26 protein-coding genes, 1 pseudogene and 1 riboswitch are annotated in these 22,361 nt (G+C 36.0%); of the genes and pseudogenes, 20 read left to right on the top strand and 7 right to left on the bottom strand.

Translation table 11 applies throughout. The features are described from left to right. Positions 1 to 54 precede the first annotated feature (54 nt). From NSU17_RS05875 to NSU17_RS05855, 5 genes and pseudogenes are all read left to right on the top strand, one after another. Positions 55 to 237 (top strand): amino acid ABC transporter substrate-binding protein, encoded by a 183-nt coding sequence (locus NSU17_RS05875; protein ID WP_340704564.1) that lies wholly within the window; start codon positions 55 to 57, stop codon positions 235 to 237. A 210-nt stretch (positions 238 to 447) separates the two neighbouring features. Next, entirely contained in the window at positions 448 to 1,341 is an 894-nt protein-coding gene (gene epsC, locus NSU17_RS05870) for a serine O-acetyltransferase EpsC (RefSeq protein WP_016837392.1), read from the top strand. A 52-nt stretch (positions 1,342 to 1,393) separates the two neighbouring features. Beyond that, positions 1,394 to 1,534: pseudogene (locus NSU17_RS05865) on the top strand (DinB family protein); the annotation flags it as partial. A gap of 20 nt (positions 1,535 to 1,554) precedes the next feature. Next, positions 1,555 to 1,893, top strand: a complete 339-nt coding sequence (locus NSU17_RS05860; protein ID WP_340704563.1) for a rhodanese-like domain-containing protein — start codon at positions 1,555 to 1,557, stop codon at positions 1,891 to 1,893. Between the two features lie 83 nt (positions 1,894 to 1,976). Then, positions 1,977 to 2,558 (top strand): hypothetical protein, encoded by a 582-nt coding sequence (locus NSU17_RS05855; RefSeq protein ID WP_340704562.1) that lies wholly within the window; start codon positions 1,977 to 1,979, stop codon positions 2,556 to 2,558. 163 nt (positions 2,559 to 2,721) lie between these two features. On the opposite strand, the gene NSU17_RS05850 is transcribed toward NSU17_RS05855, so the two are convergent. After that, positions 2,722 to 4,083 carry a PFL family protein gene (locus NSU17_RS05850; RefSeq protein WP_340704561.1) on the bottom strand — a complete coding sequence of 454 codons (1,362 nt, stop codon included), beginning with the start codon at positions 4,081 to 4,083 and terminating at the stop codon, positions 2,722 to 2,724. A 14-nt stretch (positions 4,084 to 4,097) separates the two neighbouring features. Further along, a complete protein-coding gene (locus NSU17_RS05845; protein WP_026018995.1) occupies positions 4,098 to 4,376 on the bottom strand; it encodes an ACT domain-containing protein in 279 nt (92 codons plus the stop codon). A gap of 73 nt (positions 4,377 to 4,449) precedes the next feature. After that, positions 4,450 to 4,526: riboswitch (glycine riboswitch) on the bottom strand. Between the two features lie 331 nt (positions 4,527 to 4,857). On the opposite strand from NSU17_RS05845, the gene NSU17_RS05840 reads away from it, so the two are divergent. Beyond that, positions 4,858 to 5,388, top strand: a complete 531-nt coding sequence (locus NSU17_RS05840) for a YceI family protein (RefSeq protein WP_340704560.1) — start codon at positions 4,858 to 4,860, stop codon at positions 5,386 to 5,388. A 233-nt stretch (positions 5,389 to 5,621) separates the two neighbouring features. On the opposite strand, the gene NSU17_RS05835 is transcribed toward NSU17_RS05840, so the two are convergent. Beyond that, complete coding sequence (locus NSU17_RS05835) at positions 5,622 to 7,016, bottom strand: amino acid permease (protein ID WP_340704559.1); 1,395 nt, start codon at positions 7,014 to 7,016, stop codon at positions 5,622 to 5,624. A gap of 332 nt (positions 7,017 to 7,348) precedes the next feature. Here NSU17_RS05835 and NSU17_RS05830 point away from each other — a divergent pair, with 332 nt between their 5' ends. Then, positions 7,349 to 7,510, top strand: coding sequence for a hypothetical protein (locus NSU17_RS05830; RefSeq protein ID WP_340704558.1), 162 nt, complete (start codon positions 7,349 to 7,351; stop codon positions 7,508 to 7,510). Between the two features lie 11 nt (positions 7,511 to 7,521). Here the strand turns inward: NSU17_RS05830 and NSU17_RS05825 are convergent, their stop codons facing one another. Continuing rightward, a complete protein-coding gene (locus NSU17_RS05825) occupies positions 7,522 to 8,127 on the bottom strand; it encodes a class I SAM-dependent methyltransferase (RefSeq protein WP_340704557.1) in 606 nt (201 codons plus the stop codon). Positions 8,128 to 8,286: 159 nt separating this feature from the next. On the opposite strand from NSU17_RS05825, the gene NSU17_RS05820 reads away from it, so the two are divergent. The 3 genes from NSU17_RS05820 to NSU17_RS05810 all read left to right on the top strand — a co-directional run bounded on the left by NSU17_RS05820 (position 8,287) and on the right by NSU17_RS05810 (position 9,141). Then, positions 8,287 to 8,559, top strand: coding sequence for a DUF1450 domain-containing protein (locus NSU17_RS05820; protein ID WP_340704556.1), 273 nt, complete (start codon positions 8,287 to 8,289; stop codon positions 8,557 to 8,559). A gap of 133 nt (positions 8,560 to 8,692) precedes the next feature. Next, a complete protein-coding gene (locus tag NSU17_RS05815) occupies positions 8,693 to 8,836 on the top strand; it encodes a hypothetical protein (RefSeq protein WP_016837381.1) in 144 nt (47 codons plus the stop codon). A 152-nt stretch (positions 8,837 to 8,988) separates the two neighbouring features. Then, positions 8,989 to 9,141 (top strand): hypothetical protein, encoded by a 153-nt coding sequence (locus NSU17_RS05810; RefSeq protein ID WP_340704555.1) that lies wholly within the window; start codon positions 8,989 to 8,991, stop codon positions 9,139 to 9,141. Between the two features lie 40 nt (positions 9,142 to 9,181). Here the strand turns inward: NSU17_RS05810 and NSU17_RS05805 are convergent, their stop codons facing one another. Then, the gene (locus NSU17_RS05805; protein ID WP_340704554.1) at positions 9,182 to 9,319 is read right to left on the bottom strand and encodes a hypothetical protein; all 138 of its coding nucleotides are present in this window, start codon (positions 9,317 to 9,319) and stop codon (positions 9,182 to 9,184) included. Positions 9,320 to 9,741: 422 nt separating this feature from the next. Between NSU17_RS05805 and NSU17_RS05800 the strand changes: the two genes are divergently transcribed. From NSU17_RS05800 to NSU17_RS05790, 3 genes are all read left to right on the top strand, one after another. Beyond that, on the top strand, positions 9,742 to 11,889 hold the full coding sequence (locus NSU17_RS05800; RefSeq protein WP_340704553.1) for a sensor domain-containing protein: 2,148 nt from the start codon (positions 9,742 to 9,744) through the stop codon (positions 11,887 to 11,889). A 296-nt stretch (positions 11,890 to 12,185) separates the two neighbouring features. After that, on the top strand, positions 12,186 to 13,250 hold the full coding sequence (locus NSU17_RS05795; RefSeq protein ID WP_340704552.1) for a branched-chain amino acid aminotransferase: 1,065 nt from the start codon (positions 12,186 to 12,188) through the stop codon (positions 13,248 to 13,250). A 724-nt stretch (positions 13,251 to 13,974) separates the two neighbouring features. Continuing rightward, positions 13,975 to 14,745 (top strand): PhzF family phenazine biosynthesis protein, encoded by a 771-nt coding sequence (locus NSU17_RS05790; RefSeq protein WP_340705483.1) that lies wholly within the window; start codon positions 13,975 to 13,977, stop codon positions 14,743 to 14,745. Between the two features lie 100 nt (positions 14,746 to 14,845). Here the strand turns inward: NSU17_RS05790 and NSU17_RS05785 are convergent, their stop codons facing one another. Together NSU17_RS05785 and NSU17_RS05780 are read right to left on the bottom strand one after the other, a co-directional pair. Next, positions 14,846 to 15,259, bottom strand: a complete 414-nt coding sequence (locus tag NSU17_RS05785; protein ID WP_340704551.1) for a DUF5367 family protein — start codon at positions 15,257 to 15,259, stop codon at positions 14,846 to 14,848. Continuing rightward, positions 15,259 to 15,843 (bottom strand): TetR/AcrR family transcriptional regulator, encoded by a 585-nt coding sequence (locus NSU17_RS05780; RefSeq protein ID WP_340704550.1) that lies wholly within the window; start codon positions 15,841 to 15,843, stop codon positions 15,259 to 15,261. Before NSU17_RS05780 ends, NSU17_RS05785 begins: the two co-directional genes overlap by 1 nt. 553 nt (positions 15,844 to 16,396) lie before the next feature. On the opposite strand from NSU17_RS05780, the gene NSU17_RS05775 reads away from it, so the two are divergent. The 7 genes from NSU17_RS05775 to NSU17_RS05745 all read left to right on the top strand — a co-directional run bounded on the left by NSU17_RS05775 (position 16,397) and on the right by NSU17_RS05745 (position 22,278). After that, complete coding sequence (locus tag NSU17_RS05775) at positions 16,397 to 16,888, top strand: hypothetical protein (RefSeq protein ID WP_340704549.1); 492 nt, start codon at positions 16,397 to 16,399, stop codon at positions 16,886 to 16,888. Between the two features lie 15 nt (positions 16,889 to 16,903). Next, positions 16,904 to 17,200, top strand: coding sequence for an RNA polymerase alpha subunit C-terminal domain-containing protein (locus NSU17_RS05770; RefSeq protein WP_016837372.1), 297 nt, complete (start codon positions 16,904 to 16,906; stop codon positions 17,198 to 17,200). A 195-nt stretch (positions 17,201 to 17,395) separates the two neighbouring features. Further along, positions 17,396 to 18,406, top strand: a complete 1,011-nt coding sequence (locus tag NSU17_RS05765) for a DUF1835 domain-containing protein (protein ID WP_340704548.1) — start codon at positions 17,396 to 17,398, stop codon at positions 18,404 to 18,406. Positions 18,407 to 18,610: 204 nt separating this feature from the next. After that, positions 18,611 to 19,141 carry a D-glycero-alpha-D-manno-heptose-1,7-bisphosphate 7-phosphatase gene (locus NSU17_RS05760; protein WP_016837370.1) on the top strand — a complete coding sequence of 177 codons (531 nt, stop codon included), beginning with the start codon at positions 18,611 to 18,613 and terminating at the stop codon, positions 19,139 to 19,141. A gap of 182 nt (positions 19,142 to 19,323) precedes the next feature. After that, positions 19,324 to 20,775: a protein adenylyltransferase SelO gene (locus NSU17_RS05755; protein ID WP_340705482.1), complete on the top strand. Its 1,452-nt coding sequence runs from the start codon at positions 19,324 to 19,326 to the stop codon at positions 20,773 to 20,775. Between the two features lie 26 nt (positions 20,776 to 20,801). Continuing rightward, positions 20,802 to 21,074: a DUF1292 domain-containing protein gene (locus tag NSU17_RS05750; protein WP_016837368.1), complete on the top strand. Its 273-nt coding sequence runs from the start codon at positions 20,802 to 20,804 to the stop codon at positions 21,072 to 21,074. Between the two features lie 154 nt (positions 21,075 to 21,228). Beyond that, entirely contained in the window at positions 21,229 to 22,278 is a 1,050-nt protein-coding gene (locus NSU17_RS05745; protein WP_340704547.1) for an AbrB family transcriptional regulator, read from the top strand. Positions 22,279 to 22,361 lie beyond the last annotated feature (83 nt).

The following is a 22,361-nucleotide window of genomic DNA, read 5'->3' as shown; positions in this document are numbered from 1 at the left end:
AGGTAAATAGATAGCAACTGCGATTTTTTTAAGCAATTACCTACTTTAGGTGAATTGGATTGTATCGCTCCAGCTGTTAAAAAAGGAAATGCAGAATTATTAGAATGGTTAAATGAAGAAATTGAAAGTTTATATGAAGAAAAATTCTTTACAAAAGCATATGAAGAAACATTAAAACCTGCTTTCGGTGAAACAATCAAGGCGGATGCTGTAGTAGTTGAAAGCAAAGTTGAATAATGTTAAAAAATGCTTACTGGAGTGTTTATCCAGCAAGTTTTTAGTCTATCAATAGTTTTCTAATTGTCAAATTTTATGAAAAAATCAAGATAGTTGATAAACCTAGTGCAAGTTTTATATGATAGCAATAAATAAAATCTAAGGAAAAAGAATTTACTAGCAAAGGGGTTCCTTTCCTTTCCTTCGAAAAAAAATAGGGTGGTGGATTCATTGAAATTAGATGAATGGTTAAACAATGGTGTACCAAACATCGCCAATTCATTGCTCGATGTTCATAAACAACACTTTCCAATTGAACAATCTATCGGCTTTGAAGGGCAAGAAAAGATTATTAAAATTTTGAAGAACTTCCGTAAAGTGTTATACCCTTGTTTTTGCGACACCTTTAAAGACGAATTGCGCATTGAGACAAACATTGGGAATCTATTAAGATCAACTGCACTAGATTTAAAAGATATCATTTCGAAAGTGCTCAAAAATAATGGAGAAAGCCAACCGGAAGTAAGAGCAGAAGAAATCGTTGTGGATTTACTCAACAAATTACCTGAAATTCGTGAAATTCTACAAACGGATATTCAAGCGGCTTACAATGGAGACCCTGCAGCTTTATCATTAGAAGAAATTTTATTCAGCTATCCATCCATTACAGCCATTACGATACATAGGATAGCTCACGAATTATACCAAGCAGGCGTTCCAATTATCCCAAGAATTATGTCAGAGCATGCTCATAGTTTAACAGGTATTGATATTCATCCAGGAGCAAAAATTGGCGAGTACTTCTTCATTGACCACGGAACAGGTGTGGTGATTGGAGAAACAAGCACAATTGGTAAAAATGTTAAAATCTATCAAGGTGTAACGATTGGGGCAAAAAGCTTCCCGTTAGATGAAAATGGAAACCCGATTAAAGGAATTAAACGTCACCCAGACATTGGGGATAATGTAGTGATTTACGCGGGAGCAACAATTCTAGGTGGAGATACGAAAATCGGACATGATTCCGTCATTGGCGGTAACATTTGGTTAACTCAATCCGTTCCACCATATTCAAGAATTTACAACTCCCAACCGCTTCCAAATATTAAGCAGAAAAAAGAATAGGATTGTCTATCCCTTAAGCAAACATGATTGCTTAAGGGATTTTTATACCTTCATGGGACTTATTAAACACATTATTCATCTTCGTGGACAAGCAACAGGACTAATGATACAAGCAGGGCTAAAACCGTTTGGCGTTTATGGGCCGCCGAAAGAAGATTGGATTAATCTAGGAGTAGAGGAACCACCACTATAATTTCATAGGAGGTTTTTAAGATGGCATTGAAAAAAATTTCACCAGAAGAATTGTTTCAAAGAATGCAGCAAGGTGAGCAACTCACGATTTTAGATGTTCGAGATCAAGAGAAATATAATACCTTCCATATTGAAGGGGAAAACATCCAATCACTTAATATCCATAAAACAGAGATTTTCGAGTTAGAACATAATCAAGATAAAAACATATCAGCTTTACCTGAGAAAGGCGAAATCATTGTCACTTGCACAACAGGCAATTCTGCAACAAAATGTGCAAACATTCTATCCAAACATGATTATGATGTAGTTGTATTAGATGGGGGACTCACAGCTTGGAAGGATTATATAAAGAAGTAAGTCGTAAGACGTTTTAATGTTGTATAGTAGCTGTGGGTATTGGATTGGCTTTCTGAAAAGTTTGCTTTTTTGGTGGATTTACATTGAGGATAGAAGTTAATGTATCTGAAAGGAGGATATGCTATCCTGTCTTGGAAGCACTTTGGCAGGATAGTTTATTATTTTGGCGCGCCCATTTCATCTTTAGTATTACAAGATATCCACTAAGAGTGAAATTGGCAATCAACCAAAAAAGGATATCGGGTCATGTGATAATAGTCAAAGTCATGACAATAATAGTCAATCATCAAGAGATAATGGCCAAATTTGTGAACATAATAGTCAATCGAAAAAAATCTACACTTGAAAAGAGAGATAATAGTCAGAATCGAGCTGATAATAGTCAAGCTCCAAAAGATAATAGTCAAACTTGCGTATATAATGGCCAATCGACAAAAAAATGGCTTTCGGGTCATGTGATAATAGTCAAAGTCATGACAATAATAGTCAATCATCAAGGGATAATAGCCAAATTTGTGAACATAATAGTCAATCGAAAAAAATCTACACTTGAAAAGAGAGATAATAGTCAGAATCGAGCTGATAATAGTCAAGCTCCGGAAGATAATAGTCAAACTTGCGAATATAATGGCCAATCGACAAAAAATGGCTTTCGGGTCATGTGATAATAGCCAAAGTCATGACAATAATAGTCAATCATCAAGGGATAATAGCCAAACCTGTAAACATAATAGTCAATCGATCAATTTCATAATAGCCAAGTAAAAGAGCGAATGAGAAAGCTGATCTCTTCATCACTTTCTACATTCGCTCTATCACTTATATCAATTAATTCCCCAACGCTTGTAGTGGAGCTGGAATGCGTCCACCTCGGCGGATGATTTTTTCAGAGCTAAATGGATTTACGCCCATCACAGGTGCTCGTCCAAGCAGGCCGCCAAATTCCACCATTTCGCCTTCTTTTGCGCCAGGCACAGGGATGACGCGAACGGCTGTTGTCTTTTTATTAATCATACCAATAGCCGCTTCATCTGCAATCATTGCAGAAATGGTACTAGCAGGTGCGTCTCCCGTAATGGCAATCATATCAAGCCCTACTGAACATACGCATGTCATCGCTTCCAACTTTGATAAGCTTAGAGCACCTTCTTCAATACCACGAATCATGCCGTTATCTTCACTAACTGGGATGAAGGCACCGCTTAATCCACCCACATAGGAAGAAGCCATCGCTCCGCCTTTTTTCACTGCATCGTTCATTAATGCAAGGGCGGCGATTGTGCCGTGTGTACCAACACGTTCCAAACCAATTTCTTCTAAGATTTCAGCAACACTGTCGTTCATCGCATTTGTTGGTGCCAGTGACAAATCCATAATGCCGAATGGGACCCCTAAGCGTTTTGCTACTTCTCGGCCAATTAATTCACCAGCGCGGGTAATTTTAAATGCGGTTTTCTTAATAATATCTGCCACTTCACCTAAGTCAGCATCTGGATAACGCTTTAGTGCATTTAACACAACTCCTGGCCCGGAAACTCCGACATTCAACACAACTTCTCCTTCACCGGATCCGAGGAAAGCTCCTGCCATAAACGGATTATCTTCTACAGGGTTGCAGAACACAACAAGCTTTGCACAGCCGAGACCCGATTTATCTTTTGTAAGCTCTGCTGTTTCTTTAATGATTTCACCTAATTGACGAACTGCATCCATATTGATGCCGGCTTTTGTTGTTCCAACAGAAACGGATGCACAAACTCGCTCCGTGACTGCTAGAGCTTCTGGTAGGGCATCAAATAATACTTGGTCTCCCTTCGCAATTCCTTTATGCACAAGGGCCGAAAATCCACCGATAAAGTCAATACCGAGGGTTACAGCAGCACGGTCTAATGTTTTGGCAAGTTCCACTGCTTGATCTTTTGTTGCATTGCCTAGAAGATCTGCAATTGGGGTCACGGCAATACGTTTATTAATAATAGGGATGCCATACTCTTTCTCCACTTTTTCAGCAGTTGTTTTTAAATCTTTTGCGTAGCGAGTGATTTTATCATAAATTTTTTGATTCATTTTATCGAAATCGGAATCTGCACAGTCTCTGAGATTAATCCCCATCGTAACTGTACGGATATCCAAGTTTTCAGTTCGAACCATTCGGATGGTTTCCATCATTTCTTGAATTTCAAAATTCATATTTGCACGTCCTTTCACACACGATGCATTGCTTGGAAAATTTCTTCAAGTTGTACAGTAATGACAACGCCAATTGATTGACCAAGTTCATTAAGTTCTTGTTGTAGAGTTTCAAGATTAGGTAAATCGGTCACATCAATCACCATCATCATTGTGAAGAAATCTTGTAAAATCGTTTGGCTGATATCTAAAATGTTGATGTTTCGATCTGCAATCACAGTCGTTACTTTAGCGATAATGCCAACTTGATCTTTTCCAATGACACTTACAATTGCTTTTCTACGTTCACTCATTTGTTTCACCTCAATTGATGTAATAAAAAAGAGATTGGCTTCCCAATCTCAAACACAAAAGAATAATAAGGTTTATCATTCTTCTGTCCTTTTGCCTGAGATTGTGAATCCTTCGGCGCCACAAAACGTGGTCTCTCCAGAAGCTGCTCCTGCGTGTAGTTTTACCCACAGCATTCATCGCTACACCTATTCAGTTCCAATACTAAAAGATACTAACACCTTTGGAACAATTGGTCAACAAAAAATATATTGAAATTTTTCATAAAAAGGAAAATTCAATCTATGATTCAAAATGTAGATTAAATGTTTTTTTCGTAAAGAAGAGGGAATATATGAAATAAAACATGAGATTCATAAATGGAAGGATTGACAAAAAAATAAGTGCATGATATATTTATCTCGAATTCAAAATAAATTAATTCAAAATAAAATAATCATATATATCTTGAATTCAAAATAGGATAATATGGGAGGTATGAAAATGGCGAAGTGGGTTGTTGACAAATCACACTCAGAAATTGGTTTTGAAGTAAAGCATATGATGGTGTCAAAGGTGAGAGGGCATTTTGATTCTTATACGGCTGAAATTGAAGCGGAAGATTTAACGGATCTGACAACTGCTACAATTGCATTTACCTTTGATGTTGCGAGCATTAATACAAAATCAGAAGATCGCGATAATCATTTAAAATCTGCAGACTTTTTTGATGCGGAAAAATATCCAACAATTACGTTCCAATCCAAAATGATTACGAAAACAGATGATAACGAATATGAAGTGACAGGGGATTTAACAATTAAAGATGTAACAAAACCAGTCACATTCGAAGTGGAGTACAATGGTAAAGGGAAAAACCCTTGGGGCGTGGAAGTTTACGGATTCGAAGCGGAAGCAAAAATCAACCGTGAAGAATTCGGTCTTACATGGAACGCTGCCCTTGAAACAGGTGGCGTATTGGTAGGAAAAGATATTAAAATAAAAGCAGAATTAGAAGTGAACCCTGCAAGCTAATAAGTGGGGGGAAGAAGAGGGTGTCTAGAAAGCGAAAACTTTCCAGTCACCCTTACTTTTTGATAAAAATTTTTCTTTTACCGATCATTGCTCCGGCGGGAAACATATCCTAGTCGCAAAGGTGTTGACTCAATAGAGAACTTTTATTAATTATGAAGGAAAAGCTTATTGTTTTAAAATGATGCTCAAGCGAAAAAAAGCTTGTTGCACTCATTGCAACAAGCTTTTTGATCCTATTTTTTATTCAATACACTATGCGTTCTTCCATACACAAAATACACTAATAAACCAATAATCATCCAGATAAGACAAGTAAACATTGTGAATGTAGATAATTGGACGATCATGAAAATACAAAGGAGGGAGGAAAGAATTGGCACAATTGGGAACAATGGTACTTTAAATCCTTCTTTTAATCCATCAATTTTCATTTTTCTAATAAAGATAACGCCGATCGATACAGCAGCAAAAGCAATCAATGTACCGATATTCACAAGTTCTGCCAACTTATCAATCGGAATAAAACCAGCGAATAAAGATACAAATATTGCATAAATCCATGTGTTTTTTAACGGGATTTTACGGCGAGGGTGAATTTCTGATAACACTTTTGGAAGCATTCCGTCACGAGCAAAGGAGTACACTAAGCGAGTACCTCCGTAAAGCATAACGAAAATCACCGTCATCATACTAATAACTGCTCCGAGCGAAATAACCCCAAATACCCAATCAAGATTTTTCATTTCCATCGCATAAGCAACAGGATTTCCTACATTCAATTCTTTATATGGAACCATCCCTGTTAACACAAGGGAAACGGCTACATATAAAATTGTACAAATCACGAGCGTTCCGATAATTCCAATCGGCATGTTTCGCTGTGGATTTTTTACCTCTTCAGCAGCGGAAGATACCGCATCAAAACCTAAATAAGCAAAGATTACTAGTGCCGCTCCTGATAAAATCCCACCAAAACCAAATGGCATAAATGGTTGCCAGTTGTCAGGCTTCACATAAAACATTCCAACAAGAATAAAGAGTAAAATAATCCCTAGTTTAATGAAAACCATGATTTTATTTAATCGGTTAGACTCTTTCATTCCTAAAGATAGGAAGGAAGCTAAAAGTAAAATAATTATAATGGCTGGTAAATTGATATATGTTCCGTTTGCTGGACTGAATGGGCCAGATAATGCTTGCGGCACGTGAATGCCAAATCCTTCAACAAGAGATTGAAAGTAAGCAGACCAACCAGTTGCCACTGCTGCAACAGCTAAACCATATTCAAGCAAAAGACTCCATCCGATTATCCAAGCGATTAGCTCACCAAAGATCACATAGGAATATGTATAGGCACTACCAGCTACTGGAATCGATGAAGACAATTCCGAATAACATAAGGCTGAAAAAGCGCATACAATTGCTGCCAAAATAAATGAGAAAACGATGGCAGGGCCTGCATGAACAGCAGCTACAGTACCTGGTAAAATGAAAATCCCTGTTCCGACAACTGCTCCAACACCAAGAGCGATTAAATCAAATGAATTCATTGTTTTATTAAACTGTGATGTGCCTTTTTGATTCAATAATTCGCTTAAAGATAATTTTCGAAATAATTGATTTTTCATAGCTCATTCCATCCTATTTTGATATAATAATTCATTTATTAATGATTTTTATTACTTAAAAATAAAATCGAATAAAGTATAGCACTTTTTCGCGTTGAAGTGTTGAAGAATCGAAAAGTTATAATCTTTAATTAATTAACAAATTTCTGATTATTATATCAATTTATATTATTGTAATATAATAATATAAATTATTCCCATCCTTATTAAGTTGTCCTGCGTTTTAAAAACATATTCAAAGCGTGTGAAGTATATCTAGTAAGGCTCTCTCATACAATGGGGAAAGTGTAATTAACTTGATAGAACATTATTAGAAAAGGGAGAATCAAAATATGAACATATTTATATGGATGGGGATATTTTTATTGCTATTTGGCGTTTATTTTTCAAAATGGACAGCCTTCGCATTAATTATTTCCATTGTCGGATGCACGGTCATTTTTGGGGGATTTATCTTAAAACAACGGCAAAAAATAATGAAAAAAAGCCATTAAGACAATGGCTCCTAGTTTAATCGATAAATAATAAAACGTTCTTGCCAATTTTTTTCGTGCAATGTAGGAATGGGAATTTCCATTACTTTTTCAAAAGGAGTGTAATGATTTACATAATCGATGTAGTCATTTGATGGATAGTATAAAATTACGTCCACAGGTCGCTTTTTCTCTTCGATTGAGAGCATGATATGATGCAGAACTTTCATAAATATCTGCAAAGAAAAAGGGTTGAAAAAATAAAATTTATTTTCTGTCGGTTGAATTGGGTAATCTTGAGCGAAACAGCGGAGAAACTGGATTTTATCTTCCTTTTTTTTAAACTTCTTGCAATATCGTTCTCGGTTTTTCATTGCTTCTTTTATGAATTGCTCGTTCATGTCGATACCCAAGACAGATGCATTTGTTTTGTAGTGGAGGAAAATGCTTAATCGCCCTAATCCACAGCCAAAATCGACAATGGAGTCGTTCTCGTTGATTTGATAATTTTTTAGCAATTCTTCTAAGGCAGAATAAGGAGTGGGTTCGTAGCGGTTGTAATGAATGGATTGATAGATACCGTTATTCGATCCACAAGTTTCAATATGGAGGAAACGATCATATTCTGTTTCGTTCATCATTATTCTCCCATCTTTATAAGGTGTTTTTTAGTATATCGAAGTGGTGAAAAGGTGTACATCCTTTTAGTTGGTTTGTCAAAGTTTATTCACGATGAAAAGAGTAGAACATAGTATAATATAATTAATTAACGGTTTACATAGCGAAGGAGTGCGCACATGTTTAAAAAACTATTCGGCCGAAAAAGCGAACCTTTCAAACATAGAGTTGAATTTTGTGTTTCGAACAGGGCTTATTGCCATCCAGATGTATACGATGAGTTGGAACAGCGAGAAGATGTAATAGTGGAAGATACAGGGTGTAATTCCTATTGTGAAATTTGCAACGGTCATTATTATGCCCTTGTTAATGGCGAGCCAATTTCAGCAGATAGTGCAAAAGAGTTATTAGAAAAAATCGAAGAAGAAATCAAGTTGAATCCGATTGAGTGAAGAGCCGCAATTTGAAGAAACAAACAGGCGTTTACAGTTTCTTCGATGAATGCAGAATTCCTCTAGAAGTAACAGTTCAACCGTTTTTGCATATATCAAAAGTGAGCGAATCTTCTGCAACGGAGGGAAGGAAATGGGGTATTATCCCATGGGTTATGGATTTGAGCAGATTTTAATCAATATTTTATATTATTTAGGTGTCTTCATTATTATTGCAACAATTGTTTGTGTCATTTACGGCTTCATATACAGTTTGATATTCGGGGCGGGCGTTTAAGGAATTTCCTTAAGCGTTTTTTTATTTGATTGAAAAATGACAATCACTTGACGATTTTCGTAAAAGCCTATTTTTATAGAAAAGATGTTATATAATAAAGATGTAAATGAAATACAACTTTAAGTTCAGCAAACTGTTTGGAGGAATAGTTTATGGAACAAAATGAAAAAGCAGAACGTCTAAAAAATATGTTAGATGGAGAATTTCAACCATTGCATGAAAAAATTGATCGGCTTGAAGATGAAGTGAAATCCTTGCAAGAAGACATAAAAAGCCTAATGAAGTTGCTTTCATCAAAGGAATAATTTTTCCGACTTTACAAAAATTATAGTCACAACTTTAACCTCATAACGTCTCTTTTCTAAAAGGCTGTCCGTAAAGACCGTTAACGGTTTGCGGTTCAGCTTTTTTTAAGCCATTTTTCTCTCTTGCAATGAAATACAAGCTATTCTTCCCCCAAGTCAATTTCATTCTCATATGCAAGATGTGTTTTCTCCCAGAAACGAAAATTCCTATCAATTTATTGAATTTTTTCTCCTCACAAACAATAGTATATATCTAAGCATTTTCGTTTTATCTCGCACAGAAAAGCTAGTTCATCTTCTTTCAATAAATTTATTCAACATTCACCTTTTGTTAATTTTTACGTTACTATAAGGTGGAAATCCAATAAAAATATGCTCCGCAAATAAAATTAGAGAAATTATGACATAATTTCAACAAATTTATAAAAATTATTCATATTAATTATTACTTTTTCACCTTAATTATAGGTTTTTGTTAATATGGTATTATAAAAATAGTAAAAAATTAGTGTAATTTCCAAGAGCACTTAAGTATGGATAATAGAAAAATGGTATTTTTTGGACATTTTTTCGATTTCTGTAAAGGAGCATTAATGATTTATGGATGATAAAATAAATGTTTCGTTCAATGTTGAACAGCAAATTGACATACAAAGTTTGGCTGAAGAATTGAAAGAATTGAAAGAACTGAAATATGCATTAGATAAATCCTCTATTGTCGCTATTACGGATGCACAAGGAAGAATTACATATGTCAATGAATTATTTTGTGAAATTGCCCAATATTCTCGAGAAGAATTAATAGGGAAGACTCACCGTGTCATCAATTCTGGTTTTCACTCAAAAGAATTTTTTAAACAAATGTGGAGTGAAATAGGAAAGGGGAACATATGGAGAGGTGAAATAAAAAATAAAAAGAAAGATGGCTCTTATTATTGGGTACATGCAACTATTGTTCCTTATTTAAATGAGAAAGGAAAACCATATAAATATTTCTCCATTCGAACAGATATTACGAAAGAAAAAGAATTGGAAGAAGAACTAGAACGAAGCTACAAAAAATATGAGTTGATCGCCGAACATTCCGACAACTTTGTAGCGTTAGTTGATGAAGATGGTGCTTTTCATTACGTCTCTCCAACATTCCAAATACTATTACATTATGATTTAAAATCATTAGAAAAACAAAATGTATTTAATTTGATTCACTTGGAAGATTCAGAACTGTTAAAAAAGGAAATCCAAAAATTATTGAATATGTCCAAAGGGAAATCTTCGCGTAAGTTGGAGTTTCGATTGCTCCATGGTGATGGAAGATACATTGATGTGGAAGCGACGATTAAAATCATTCATAATGATGAAAATCCGTTAAACAATTTAGTACTAATTGTCATGAGCGACATAAGTGTTCGTAAAGAAGTAGAGCAGAATCTTTATCGCTTAGCCTATCACGATAGTTTAACAAATTTCCCTAATCGTCCAACTTTTATGAATGAGCTTCGATCGTATGTTATGGATGTTCGATTAACGAATAAAAAATTTTCTATCTTATTCATTGACTTAGATGATTTTAAATTAATCAATGAACAACTTGGGCATGATAATGGGGATTTAGTCATTGTGAAAGCTGCTGAAAACATTCGAGAATCAATTCGAGAGATCGATTTAGTGGCTCGAATGGGCGGTGATGAGTTTATTGTACTGTTGCGTGATATTAAAGACGAACAAGATACTATTAACATAGTGAATAACATAATTGAGAAGTTTCAAAAACCCATTGTTGTAAACGGAAAGGACAATGTATTGACTTGCAGTATTGGAGTAGCTTCATATCCTGAACATGGCACAACACCGGAAGAGCTTATTAAAAACGCAGATTCTGCTTTAACTCAAGTAAAACAAAAGAGTAAAAACAATTATGCTGTTTACAATAAAAAATTGGAGAATATGTCCTTAGAGCGACGCATTATTGAGAATGCTATGCGAAAAGGGTTAAACGAACATCAATTCTTTTTAGAATATCAACCAAAATTCAATATTCATAATGATGAGATTGTCGGTATGGAAGCGTTGGTTCGCTGGAATCATCCAGATTTAGGAACAATTCCTCCGGGGAAATTTATTTCTCTTGCTGAAGAAACAGGCTTAATTATTCCATTAGGGGAATGGATTTTAAATGAAAGCTGCAAACAAGCAAAAGAGTGGCGAGAAAAAGGTTTCGGGCAGTTAATTGTGTCTGTCAACGTTTCGGTTCGTCAATTGCAAGATCCAAAATTCGTTCAACAGGTAGAGCGAGTGTTGAAGGAGACCGGATTTAATCCGAAATTCCTTGAATTGGAAGTGACGGAAAGTATTTTTGCAGATTTAAATTGCATAACTCCGATATTGAAACGCCTTCGCAGTCTTGGAATTCATATCTCGGTGGATGATTTTGGAACGGGATATAGCTCATTAAGCTATATTAAGCATCTTCCAATTGACGCGTTAAAGGTAGATGCTTCATTCGTTAAGGATATTCATAAAAATGAGGAGAGTAAAGCCATTGTAAGAGCAATAATTAATTTGGCAGAAACAATTGGGTTAAAAGTAATTGCGGAAGGCATAGAAATTGAAGAGCAAGTGAGAGCGCTTCGCAATGATGGTTGTATCTTTGGGCAAGGCTATTTTTATAGCCGTCCATTGAGAAAAGAAGCATTTGAAGAATATATCCGTAGTAAAGGTTTTATTACATCGAGAAATATAGTTTGATTGTACAAAATTTGTCCTGCGATATTTTTAATCGCAGGATTTTTTTCTAAGCTTTCATCTTTGTTTTATATGAAAATAATTTTGTCTTACTTTATAAGAATAAAGAAACTGAAATATTAATAGAAATTCTATGTTAAAATACTATTTTATAAAAATAGTTCATCAAATAGCATTTCTATATAAAATTTAGTTAGTTTTTTCTAAATATTCTTTTAACAATTGTTAAAAAAAGTATTATACTATTTTAATAACAGAATTTTTTTCTGAATATTCAACAAAATATTGGAGGCTTTACTATGACAGAAATAACAGTAGAATTAACAGACAAACCGAAAGAAAAGCCAGCTCCGGACGAACTGGGCTTTGGACATTATTTTACTGATCACATGTTTATAATGGATTATACAGAAGGGAAAGGATGGCACGACCCTCGCATTGTGCCTTATCAAAAAATTTGTCTAGAGCCATCCAGTATGGTATTCCATTATGGCCAAACAGTTTTTGAAGGCTTAAAAGCGTATCGAACACTAGATGGAGAAGTTCAGTTATTCCGCCCTGATGCAAACTTTAGACGATTAAATCATTCCAATGAACGATTAGTCATCCCACCAGTGGATGAAGATCTTGCATTAGAAGCGCTAAAAAAATTAGTGGATATTGACCGGGATTGGGTACCGGATGCACCAGGAACTTCTTTATACATTCGTCCATTCATCATTGCAACTGAGCCGTTTTTAGGTGTACATCCTGCTAAAAACTATTTGTTTATGATTATCTTGTCTCCGAGCGGTTCTTATTATAAAGAAGGTATTAATCCACTAAAAATTATGGTAGAAGAGCGATATGTTCGTGCAGTAGTGGGTGGAACAGGTGAAGTAAAAACAGGTGGTAACTATGCAAGCTCCTTAATTGGACAAATTAACGCTGAAAAAGAAGGTTACTCTCAAACATTATGGTTGGACGGTGTTGAAAAACGCTATATTGAAGAAGTAGGGAGTATGAACATCTTCTTCAAAATTGATGGTAAAGTCATTACGCCAGCGCTTACAGGAAGCATCTTACCTGGTATTACGCGTGATTCGATGATTAAAGTTTTACAATCTAAAAATATCCCAGTAGAAGAACGACGTATTTCAATTGATGAAGTAGTGGAGGCTGCTCATAACGGAACGCTAGAAGAAGTATTTGGGACAGGCACTGCCGCGGTGATTTCACCAGTAGGGGAATTAAAATATTTAGACCATCGCATCATCATAAATGACGGAAAAATCGGCGAAGTATCTCAAATGCTCTATGATACGTTAACTGGCATCCAATACGGAAGAATTGAAGATCCATTCGGATGGACTGTACGCGTATAATTTAATTTAATGTTCTACTCGCACCTTTCGCTAAGGTGCGAGTTTTTCAGTTTTCATCTTGTGCATTTTCGACGGCAAATATATTGAGGAGTTTGACTAATATCTTTTGGGATTTGACTATAAAGTTCTAGCATTTGACTATTATCGTTCCTTACGAGAGCCGATTTTATTCGGATGGCAAATATATTGAGGAGTTTGACTATTATCTTTTAGGATTTGACTATAAAGTTCTAGACTTTGACTATTATCGTTTCTTACGAGAGCCGATTTTATTCGGATGGCAAATATATTGAGGAGTTTGACTATTATCTTTTAGGATTTGACTATAAAGTTCTAGACTTTGACTATTATCGTTTCTTACGAGAGCCGATTTTATTCGGATGGCAAATATATTGAGGAGTTTGACTATTATCTTTTAGGATTTGACTATAAAGTTCTAGACTTTGACTATTATCGTTTCTTACGAGAGCCGATTTTATTCGGATGGCAAATATATTGAGGAGTTTGACTATTATCTTTTAGGATTTGACTATAAAGTTCTAGACTTTGACTATTATCGTTCCTTGGGGGAGTAGATTTTTTTCGGTTGGCAATTTTATTGCAGACTTTGACTAATATCGGATGAAGAATGGCTATTATTGTCGCTGCTTTGACTATTATCTCTTATAACAACTAAGGCAAATTTTATAAAAGAAAGGGGATTGTCTAAAATGCCAATGATCCCATTTACCAAGTAGATGCATTTACAAGTGAACCGTTTAAAGGGAATCCAGCAGCGGTCGTTCCTCTTGAGAATTGGCTTTCAGATGAAATGATGCAACAAATTGCGGCGGAAAATAATTTATCTGAAACAGCTTTTGTCGTTCATCAACAAAATGAAGAATACGAGTTACGTTGGTTCACACCGAAAACTGAAATCGATTTGTGTGGACATGCTACATTAGCAACAGCATTTGTCGTTTTCCAATATCTTAACCGATCCATAACACAAGTAAAATTCCATACAAAAAGCGGTATCTTAACCGTGACAAAGAACGGTTCCTTGTTAACGATGTCGTTTCCATCTCGGGAAGGGCAGCCTTGGGAAATTCCAGAAGCTCTTGTGAAAGGTTTAGGCAAAAGACCGAAAGAGGTGTATGTAGCTAGGGACTATTTAGCGGTGTTTGATACAGAAGAAGAGATTCGAAATCTAAATATCAATGTGGAAGAATTAAAGAAATTAGATGCTTTCGGCGTAATTGTGACTGCGAAGGGGAAAAAGGTTGATTTCGTTTCTCGATTTTTTGCACCAAAGGCTGGAATAGATGAAGATCCGGTGACAGGTTCCGCCCATTGCACATTGGTTCCTTATTGGAAAAGAGTTTTAAAGAAAGGGGAGTTCACAGCGTTGCAATTGTCCTCACGTGGAGGAAAACTTTTGTGTAAAGATGTAGGGGATGAAATTCAAATATCCGGCGAAGCGGTTGTTTATTTAGAGGGGAAAATATTTATTTGATGGAAGAAGGTTATTAGGATGCAAAGGGGAAAAAACCCCCTTTTCCAGTTAGATATTTTGAAAACGGCCATTCATATGGAATACTAGAACGGCACTTGCCTTATACTTGAATTCTTTCTTTTCCACTTACCTTATGATTTATCATGAGAGGAATCAATAAATATAACGCATACGCAAAAGACATCCATGCAGTAAATGCAATAACTTGCGAATCATCTAATTTCGGAAAAACGATATGATGAAAGGATAACGAAAATGTATCTAATACTAAACCAATAATAGTACCGATTAATCCAAACTTTAATGGTGCATTATTGGTCTTATCAAAGATATGATAAACATAAGTTACAACCCACAATAAAGCTGCAGTTCCAACTAATAATAGGGTAGTGCTAATCAAAAACTTATTCGTACTTGGGCTAAAGAGAACATATTCACCGAAAAATCTGAAAAATAATGTGGCAAATAACCAAACTGCCAACCCCCACATAGCTGTGAAGAAGTAATTTTTCATTATTTCCCCTCCATACCTTTCAAATGACTAAGCCCATTAATGAAATGCTCGAGTTCTTTGTATATTTGATTAATAGGCAAGTCTTTTTGTAATAATGCTTGCAATGCCAATCCATCCACTACAGCATTTAATAAAATCCCCCATGTTTCAAAAGAAACGCCTTTTATTGGTGATTCCATCCACAAGTTTGATAATTTCTCGGACAGAGTTTTATTTTCTAACTGGATGATTTCGCCAAGTTTACTTCTTATCTCATCGTTGTTAAAACTGGAAGCAATCAATGAAATAAATAATTTATGGAAAAACGATTCATATGAACAACGACTTTTTGCTGATGCAATCGCTTGCTCCATCATATTTTCTTTATTCTCCGCTATTTCCCGCCAGCTGTTGTCACAAATGTCCTGAACAATATCAATTAACAATTGTTCCTTCGTTCTAAAATGGTAGTAAATTGTGCCTTGTGTTACACCTGCCGTCTCAGCCACTGCTCTTAAGGTGAAATTTTCAATCCCTTTATTCACTAAACATTCCTTCGCATATTTAATCAGTTCACTTTTACTGATACCATTAGGTTTTGCCATTTCATCACCCCATCTTAGTTATTCAACTAACTAAATTAACATTATAATAACAACGAATATAAAACATGACAATCAACTTGTTAAATATTTTGCTTATCAATTTATATACGTATATCTTTAAGAGGGATAATTCTTTATGTATATCATTCCTGAAAATTACAACTAAACACCCAAAAATAAATACTAAAGTTGGAATTAGCATTCCTATATCGAAAGCAATTAATAGAACGGATAAACCCATTAATACTCCTCCAATATAAGAAATCCAATTCCACATTGATTTATCCCCCCTTATTATTAATTTTACAATAAATCCCTAAAAATCCAGAACCCATACAATTTCATCCTAGGAGTAGTTTATTGTTTTTTCGATTGAAATAGTAGGCAGTAAAAATCTATAATTACTAAAAGTTTACATGAAGGTGATAAAGTGAAATTTCGTTTGTTCATTATAGTATTAGCAACTCTAATATTAGCTGCTTGTAACAATCAAGTGACAAAGAGTAATACGATTAAGCAAAAAAATTAATCCGATGAAGAACGTAACAGGTTAATGGCAGCAGTTGGGGGAAAGATTTTTCATTATGAATACAAAGCGGAAAAGGAAAAATTATTGCGGGTATGGGTGGAACGTTATGAATACGGAAATTTAGTTGAGCAGGTTGGAGACATCGGGGGAATCATTGAAAATGAAGAGGGAGAAATTCTCGTTTATTTTCTAGAAAATCTTGAGTGGGAACACTATTATTTGCGTAGTGCAATTATCAATGAAACAGGTCATTCTATGTCGAGTAGCCATATTTCCAAACCGGGTGAAACATTAGAAGCGGAATCTTGGAGTTCGATTGTCAGTGATAAGGTTCCTCTGACAGAGGATGTAGTATTAGGGTATATGGGACTTTTTGAAGCACATGACGGGAGCTCGATAAGTGTCCGTACTAGTCAATCACCTCCTCAAGAATTGGTTGAGGAGAATACACATATTCCTGTACTTTACCTCATTCGAGCTTCATTAACGGATGATACCGACTTGGACGTCGAGTAGGAAGGTGGAATGATGATGAAGCGTTCGGAAAAAACATTAAGAGTTTGTGAGAAGGGTCATCGATATTATAAAAGCAGTGATTGCAACACTTGTCCAACTTGTGAAGCAGAACGAAAACCAACAGAGGGTTTCTTAGCTGGATTTTCCGCCCCGGCAAGAAGAGCACTTGAAAGCCAGGGGATTACAACTGTTGAGGAACTTTCGAAATATACGGAGAAAGAAATCATGTCCCTTCATGGCATTGGTAAAACTGCGCTTCAGAAAATGAAAGAGGCGTTAGATGAAGCGGGATTAAGTTTTAGTAAGGAATAATTTTAATCTTGAAATTTTTTTCATTTGCCGTCATAAATAAATGAACACTCTCTAATATCGGGCTTTATTTTAAAATTTTTTCTCATCGTCGACTTCACAAACAATTGCATTCGATGAAATTTCCGCATGGTCGTTACTTTTCATTATTATTGCTGCTTCAATTGCCTTCTAAAAATTCAGAAAGGGGAGTAAAAAATGGATATCAATCAATTAAAAAAAGCAATTTCAAATCTCAGCGAGCAGGAAGTCAAAAGTTTATTACATTTGATTATGATCCGTTCTGAACATATTGATGAAGACTTCCCAGAATTTATGCAATCCTTGAAAAACGCCCTTATTAAAAGAGAAAAAACACCGAACATGAAAAATCCTGAAACCATCCATATAGTATTCGGTGCTTCTGCAGCTGGTGGTTTGAAACACGCTTTTAAAGATCAACAAACAGAGGAAATCATCGAATTACCGGATTATTTTGCAGAAGGTCCATTGAAACATTATCATACCCCAGAAGGTTTCGAACAACGTTATCAATGGTTTAAAGAAAACTATCAGTGGGATTCAGAGCATGCAGAGTGGTACAAATTTAAAATGAAAGAAGCGTTTGAAAAAATTCAATCGATTAACCCTGAGCAGCGAGTGGTGATTTGGACTTCTTCAAATGCAAGTGAACAAACAGGATTACGCCTAGTGCTTTATTTATTGAAAGAAAAAACAAATGCGGTATATAAAATCAATACGTATGAAGCTTATCACAAACTTTACAAAGGAAAAGAAGAAGATTTTCCTCGCCATACGGGAGAATTAAATATTGAACAGTTGCGTGCATGTTACGAACTTGTAAAAATGAAGGAATTGACGGTAGAAATGCGCCATTCTTTAACAAAAGAAGGGGAACAATTATTCACTTCCGAGTCGATTTTACGAACGTATAAAAATGGGCAAATTTTGAGCGCTGAAAGTAATCGGGATGACGAGTTCATCATTGAAAAATTGAAGGAGATTCATGAAACGCAAGGGAAAAAGGATTTCCTTAAAGCTGCTAGATTAATTGGAGAAGTGCTTGGTCATATGCAGCAGCATACGAGCTATGAATGGCTTGAGTACCGCTTGCGCCAATTAATTGCCGAAGGGAAAGTAGAATATCAAGGCGAACTCCGAGGCATGAGATATTATGAGGTCAAATTGAAGGAAGCGCTTGTTGGTTAAAGCATGTTTATACATGCTTTTATTATTATAGGGTGGCGTTATTTTATTGCTCTTCATTGTATGAATTTGTGATGATGCAAGTATTTAGCGGTAAACCGCAAGTAATTATCAAGTGTTTGAATAAAGTTCAGTTCATTTTATCGCTCAGATTCATTTAATGAATTTAAGTATCTCCGCAAACAATAACAAGAGGAGGAGGGCAAAATGAAATCAGCGGTCTTTTTAGATCGAGATGGCGTTATTAATGAAGTGCTTACAGAGAGAGTAAAATTCGTAAATAAACCAAAAGATCTTTACTTTTTACCGGGCGTACCGGAAGCTATTCGAAAACTAAATGAACATTTTGATTATATTTTCGTGGTGACGAACCAAGGAGGCGTTGGGCTTGGATTTATGAGAGAAATCCAGCTTCTAAAGGTTCATGAGCATATGGTGAATGAATTGAAAAAACAAGGGGCAATTATACATGATGTTGTCTATTGTCCACATAAACCGAAAGCTGGATGTGCCTGTCGCAAACCAGGTTCTAAAATGATTGAAGATTTGGCTGAAAAATATAACGTGGACCTGCCCAAATCTTACATGGTGGGGGATACGGATACAGATATCCTAGCAGGGAAAAATGCAGGTACAAAGACGGTTTTTATTGGAGACGAGGAACCTTTAGCCGATGCAACCTTTCCGAATTTATTGACTGCAGTCGATTGGATAATCAAGGATTCAAAATTGCATTAATATGAGAGATGCGAATATTTTATTGAAAACTGCAAGTAAATGGGCGCATGTCGCAAGTATTTGATTAATTGCCAAACTACCTTCGATACCGCACGAATTTGTTCATCACATATCCTAAATGCGAAGAAAGTATAAACCGCCACTTACTTGCAAAAATAAAAAGAAAAAAAGGAACGATTCAAATGCAATTAAAACCTGGATGGAATTTTCATAACAGTTATGCAACATTACCACCCATTTTCTATACACAACTAAACCCTACACCAGTAGCATCTCCCAAGCTAGTTGTTTTCAATGAATCTCTTGCTGAAGAATTGAATTTGAATAGTGATGCACTGCAGACAGAAGAAGGGGTTGCTACATTTGCGGGTAACAAAATACCGGAAGGAGCGGAGCCGCTCGCTCAAGCTTATGCAGGGCATCAATTCGGTTATTTCACTATGTTGGGCGATGGACGAGCCATTCTTTTGGGAGAGCATGTGAATACTCAGAATCAGCGCTTTGATATACAGCTAAAAGGTTCGGGAAGAACGCCATATTCCCGCGGCGGTGATGGACGAGCAGCTCTTGGACCAATGCTTCGAGAGTACATTATTAGTGAAGCGATGCATGCCCTTGGGATTCCTACAACGAGAAGTTTAGCCGTTGTCACAACAGGGGAAACGGTCATTCGAGAACAACTGCTTTCAGGTGCTATTTTAACAAGAGTGGCTTCAAGCCATATCCGCGTTGGAACTTTTGAATTTGCACGAAAATTTGGTTCAAAAGAAGACTTACAAGCTCTTTGCGACTATACTATTGAAAGACATTATCCTCATCTTGCAAAAGAAAAGAATCCATATCTGCAATTATTAAAAGAAGTCATCGAAAAGCAAGCAGCACTTATTGCTAAGTGGCAACTCGTCGGCTTTGTCCATGGTGTGATGAATACTGATAACATGACCGTTAGCGGGGAGACCATTGATTACGGGCCATGCGCTTTTATGGATCTTTATCATCCTGAAACAGTTTTTAGTTCGATTGATACTTACGGTCGCTATGCTTATGGAAATCAACCCAAAATTGGAGGATGGAACTTAGCAAGGTTTGCCGAGGCACTTATTCCGCTGCTTGATGAAAATAAAGAGAAGGCGGTCAGACTGGCAAAAGAAGCCATAGAAACTTACCCAGACCTTTACGTATTTTATTATCTCGACGGTATGCGTAAAAAATTAGGGCTCCTTAATGAAGAAGCGGATGATGAAGCACTCATACAAGATTTACTTCAATTAATGGAAACACATAAACAAGATTATACAAATACGTTTAGAGCGTTAACTTTGCAAAAATTCGAAGAACCATTTTTCCAAACTCCAGAATTTCAAGATTGGTACCAACGTTATCAAGCTCGCTTAAAACGCCAAAATTCTATAGATATTATGCAAATGATGAAGCAACATAACCCTTCTGTGATTCCTCGAAACCACCGGGTAGAAGAAGCAATCGAAGCAGCGGTGGAGCGAGGAGACTTCACCGTTATGAAAAAATTGCTATCGATTATCGCGAATCCTTATGCATATTCAGCGGAACAAGAGGAATACTGTACATTGCCTGAATATCCAGATGAACCGTATATTACCTATTGCGGTACGTAAAACTCGCAAAGAATGGAGGAACTCAAATGGAAAAAATCGAAGTTGGCGAAGTATTTACCATCGGGGATGACGAACAAGAAGAGGAAGTTGAAGTTGTTGCAACGCTGACAGTAGATGGACAAGATTATGTCGCAGTTGCCTTTACAGATGATTTACATGAAGAGAATGAAGAGGATATCGAAGTCTTTTTCTTGAAAGTGGATGATGAGGGGGACTTCGACGTGATTGAATCCGATGAAGAATTCGATAAAGTGTCAGAAGCCTTTGATCAAATGATGGATGAAATGGATGAAGAGTAAAATGTTTACGGGAGCAAGATTTACAGGCTCCCGTTTTTTTCATCTATCGAAATAATAATCAAATAACAGCAGCCCTCCGTATTGGCAAGCAGATTTTAAGCATTGCTAAATTATGTTAGATTAATAGAAAGAATATGAAAAAGGGGACTTCTGTGTGCACAAAATTCAATCGATGGGCATTGTACTAGTTATCAGTTTATTGGGCGTATACCTTTTTAACATTTTGCATTTACCCGTTCCTTGGTTACTCGGTCCGATTTTTACAGTGTTAATCAGTCAATTTTTTATCAAAACACACCTCTATTGGCCATCAACATTACGCAACTTCGGATTAATCATCGTAGGAATTACCATTGGCCAAAGCTTTCAATTAACTGTTTTTTCCGGCATGGGCTGGCTTATTGGAATCATGTTGTTATTGAACATTATGATTATAATATTTAGTGTTCTATTAGCATTTGGACTTGTGAGAGTGGGGGAGCTTTCATTAAAAACCGCATTGACATGTACGGTTCCCGGAGGACTTTCTCAAATTGTGGCCTTTGCAGAAGAGGAAGAAGGTATTGATATTGCCATTGTCACGTACTTTCATGTTGTTCGTGTAATCACTATTGTGATTGGTATTCCCTTAATATTACATGCCCACGCAGTAGCTGATAAGAAAGAAGCGATGTTATCCTTCTCTTCAATGATGGCATTATTGCTACTGATTCTCGGATCTATAGTAGCTGCAAGGATAGGGAAGAAGATAAAAATTCCGGTTTCTTCTTTTTTATCTCCCGTATTATTCGTGATTGGTCTCCAATTGTTTTCGATTAAAATGCCAGAAGTCCCAAACCTCTTTCTCAATATGGCACAGTTAATGATTGGTGCTTATATAGGACAGCTGCTAAAGCCTAACATGCTAAAATTGGGGAATCGGGTTCTATTATTAGGTATTGGAACTGCCATATTCCTGTTGCTCTTTACTTTTGTACAAGGGTGGATGTTAACACAAATGATGAAATATTCCTTGTCAACAAGTATATTAAGTACAGCGGCAGGAGGGCTGGATCAAATGAGTCTACTTGCCAGTGCCATTGGAGCGGATGTATCGATCGTGACGGTCTTTCAAATGTTTCGAATTTTATTTGTTTTTATCGTTGTTTTACCATTATTAAAAGTATCTTGCCGATATATTGATGAAAGGAATACTAATACTTAAAAGAATCAGAAAGGTTGTTTCTAGTAACATTTATAGATACTATTAATGGTAGGGTCGCCATAAAAACTAGACGAATATAGTAA

This window comes from Ureibacillus sp. FSL K6-2830 (assembly GCF_038004145.1).
Classification (GTDB): Bacteria; Bacillota; Bacilli; order Bacillales_A; family Planococcaceae; genus Ureibacillus; species Ureibacillus thermosphaericus.
The sequence above is the reverse complement of the archived record's forward strand: the minus strand, read 5'-3'. Positions and strand labels throughout refer to the sequence as shown.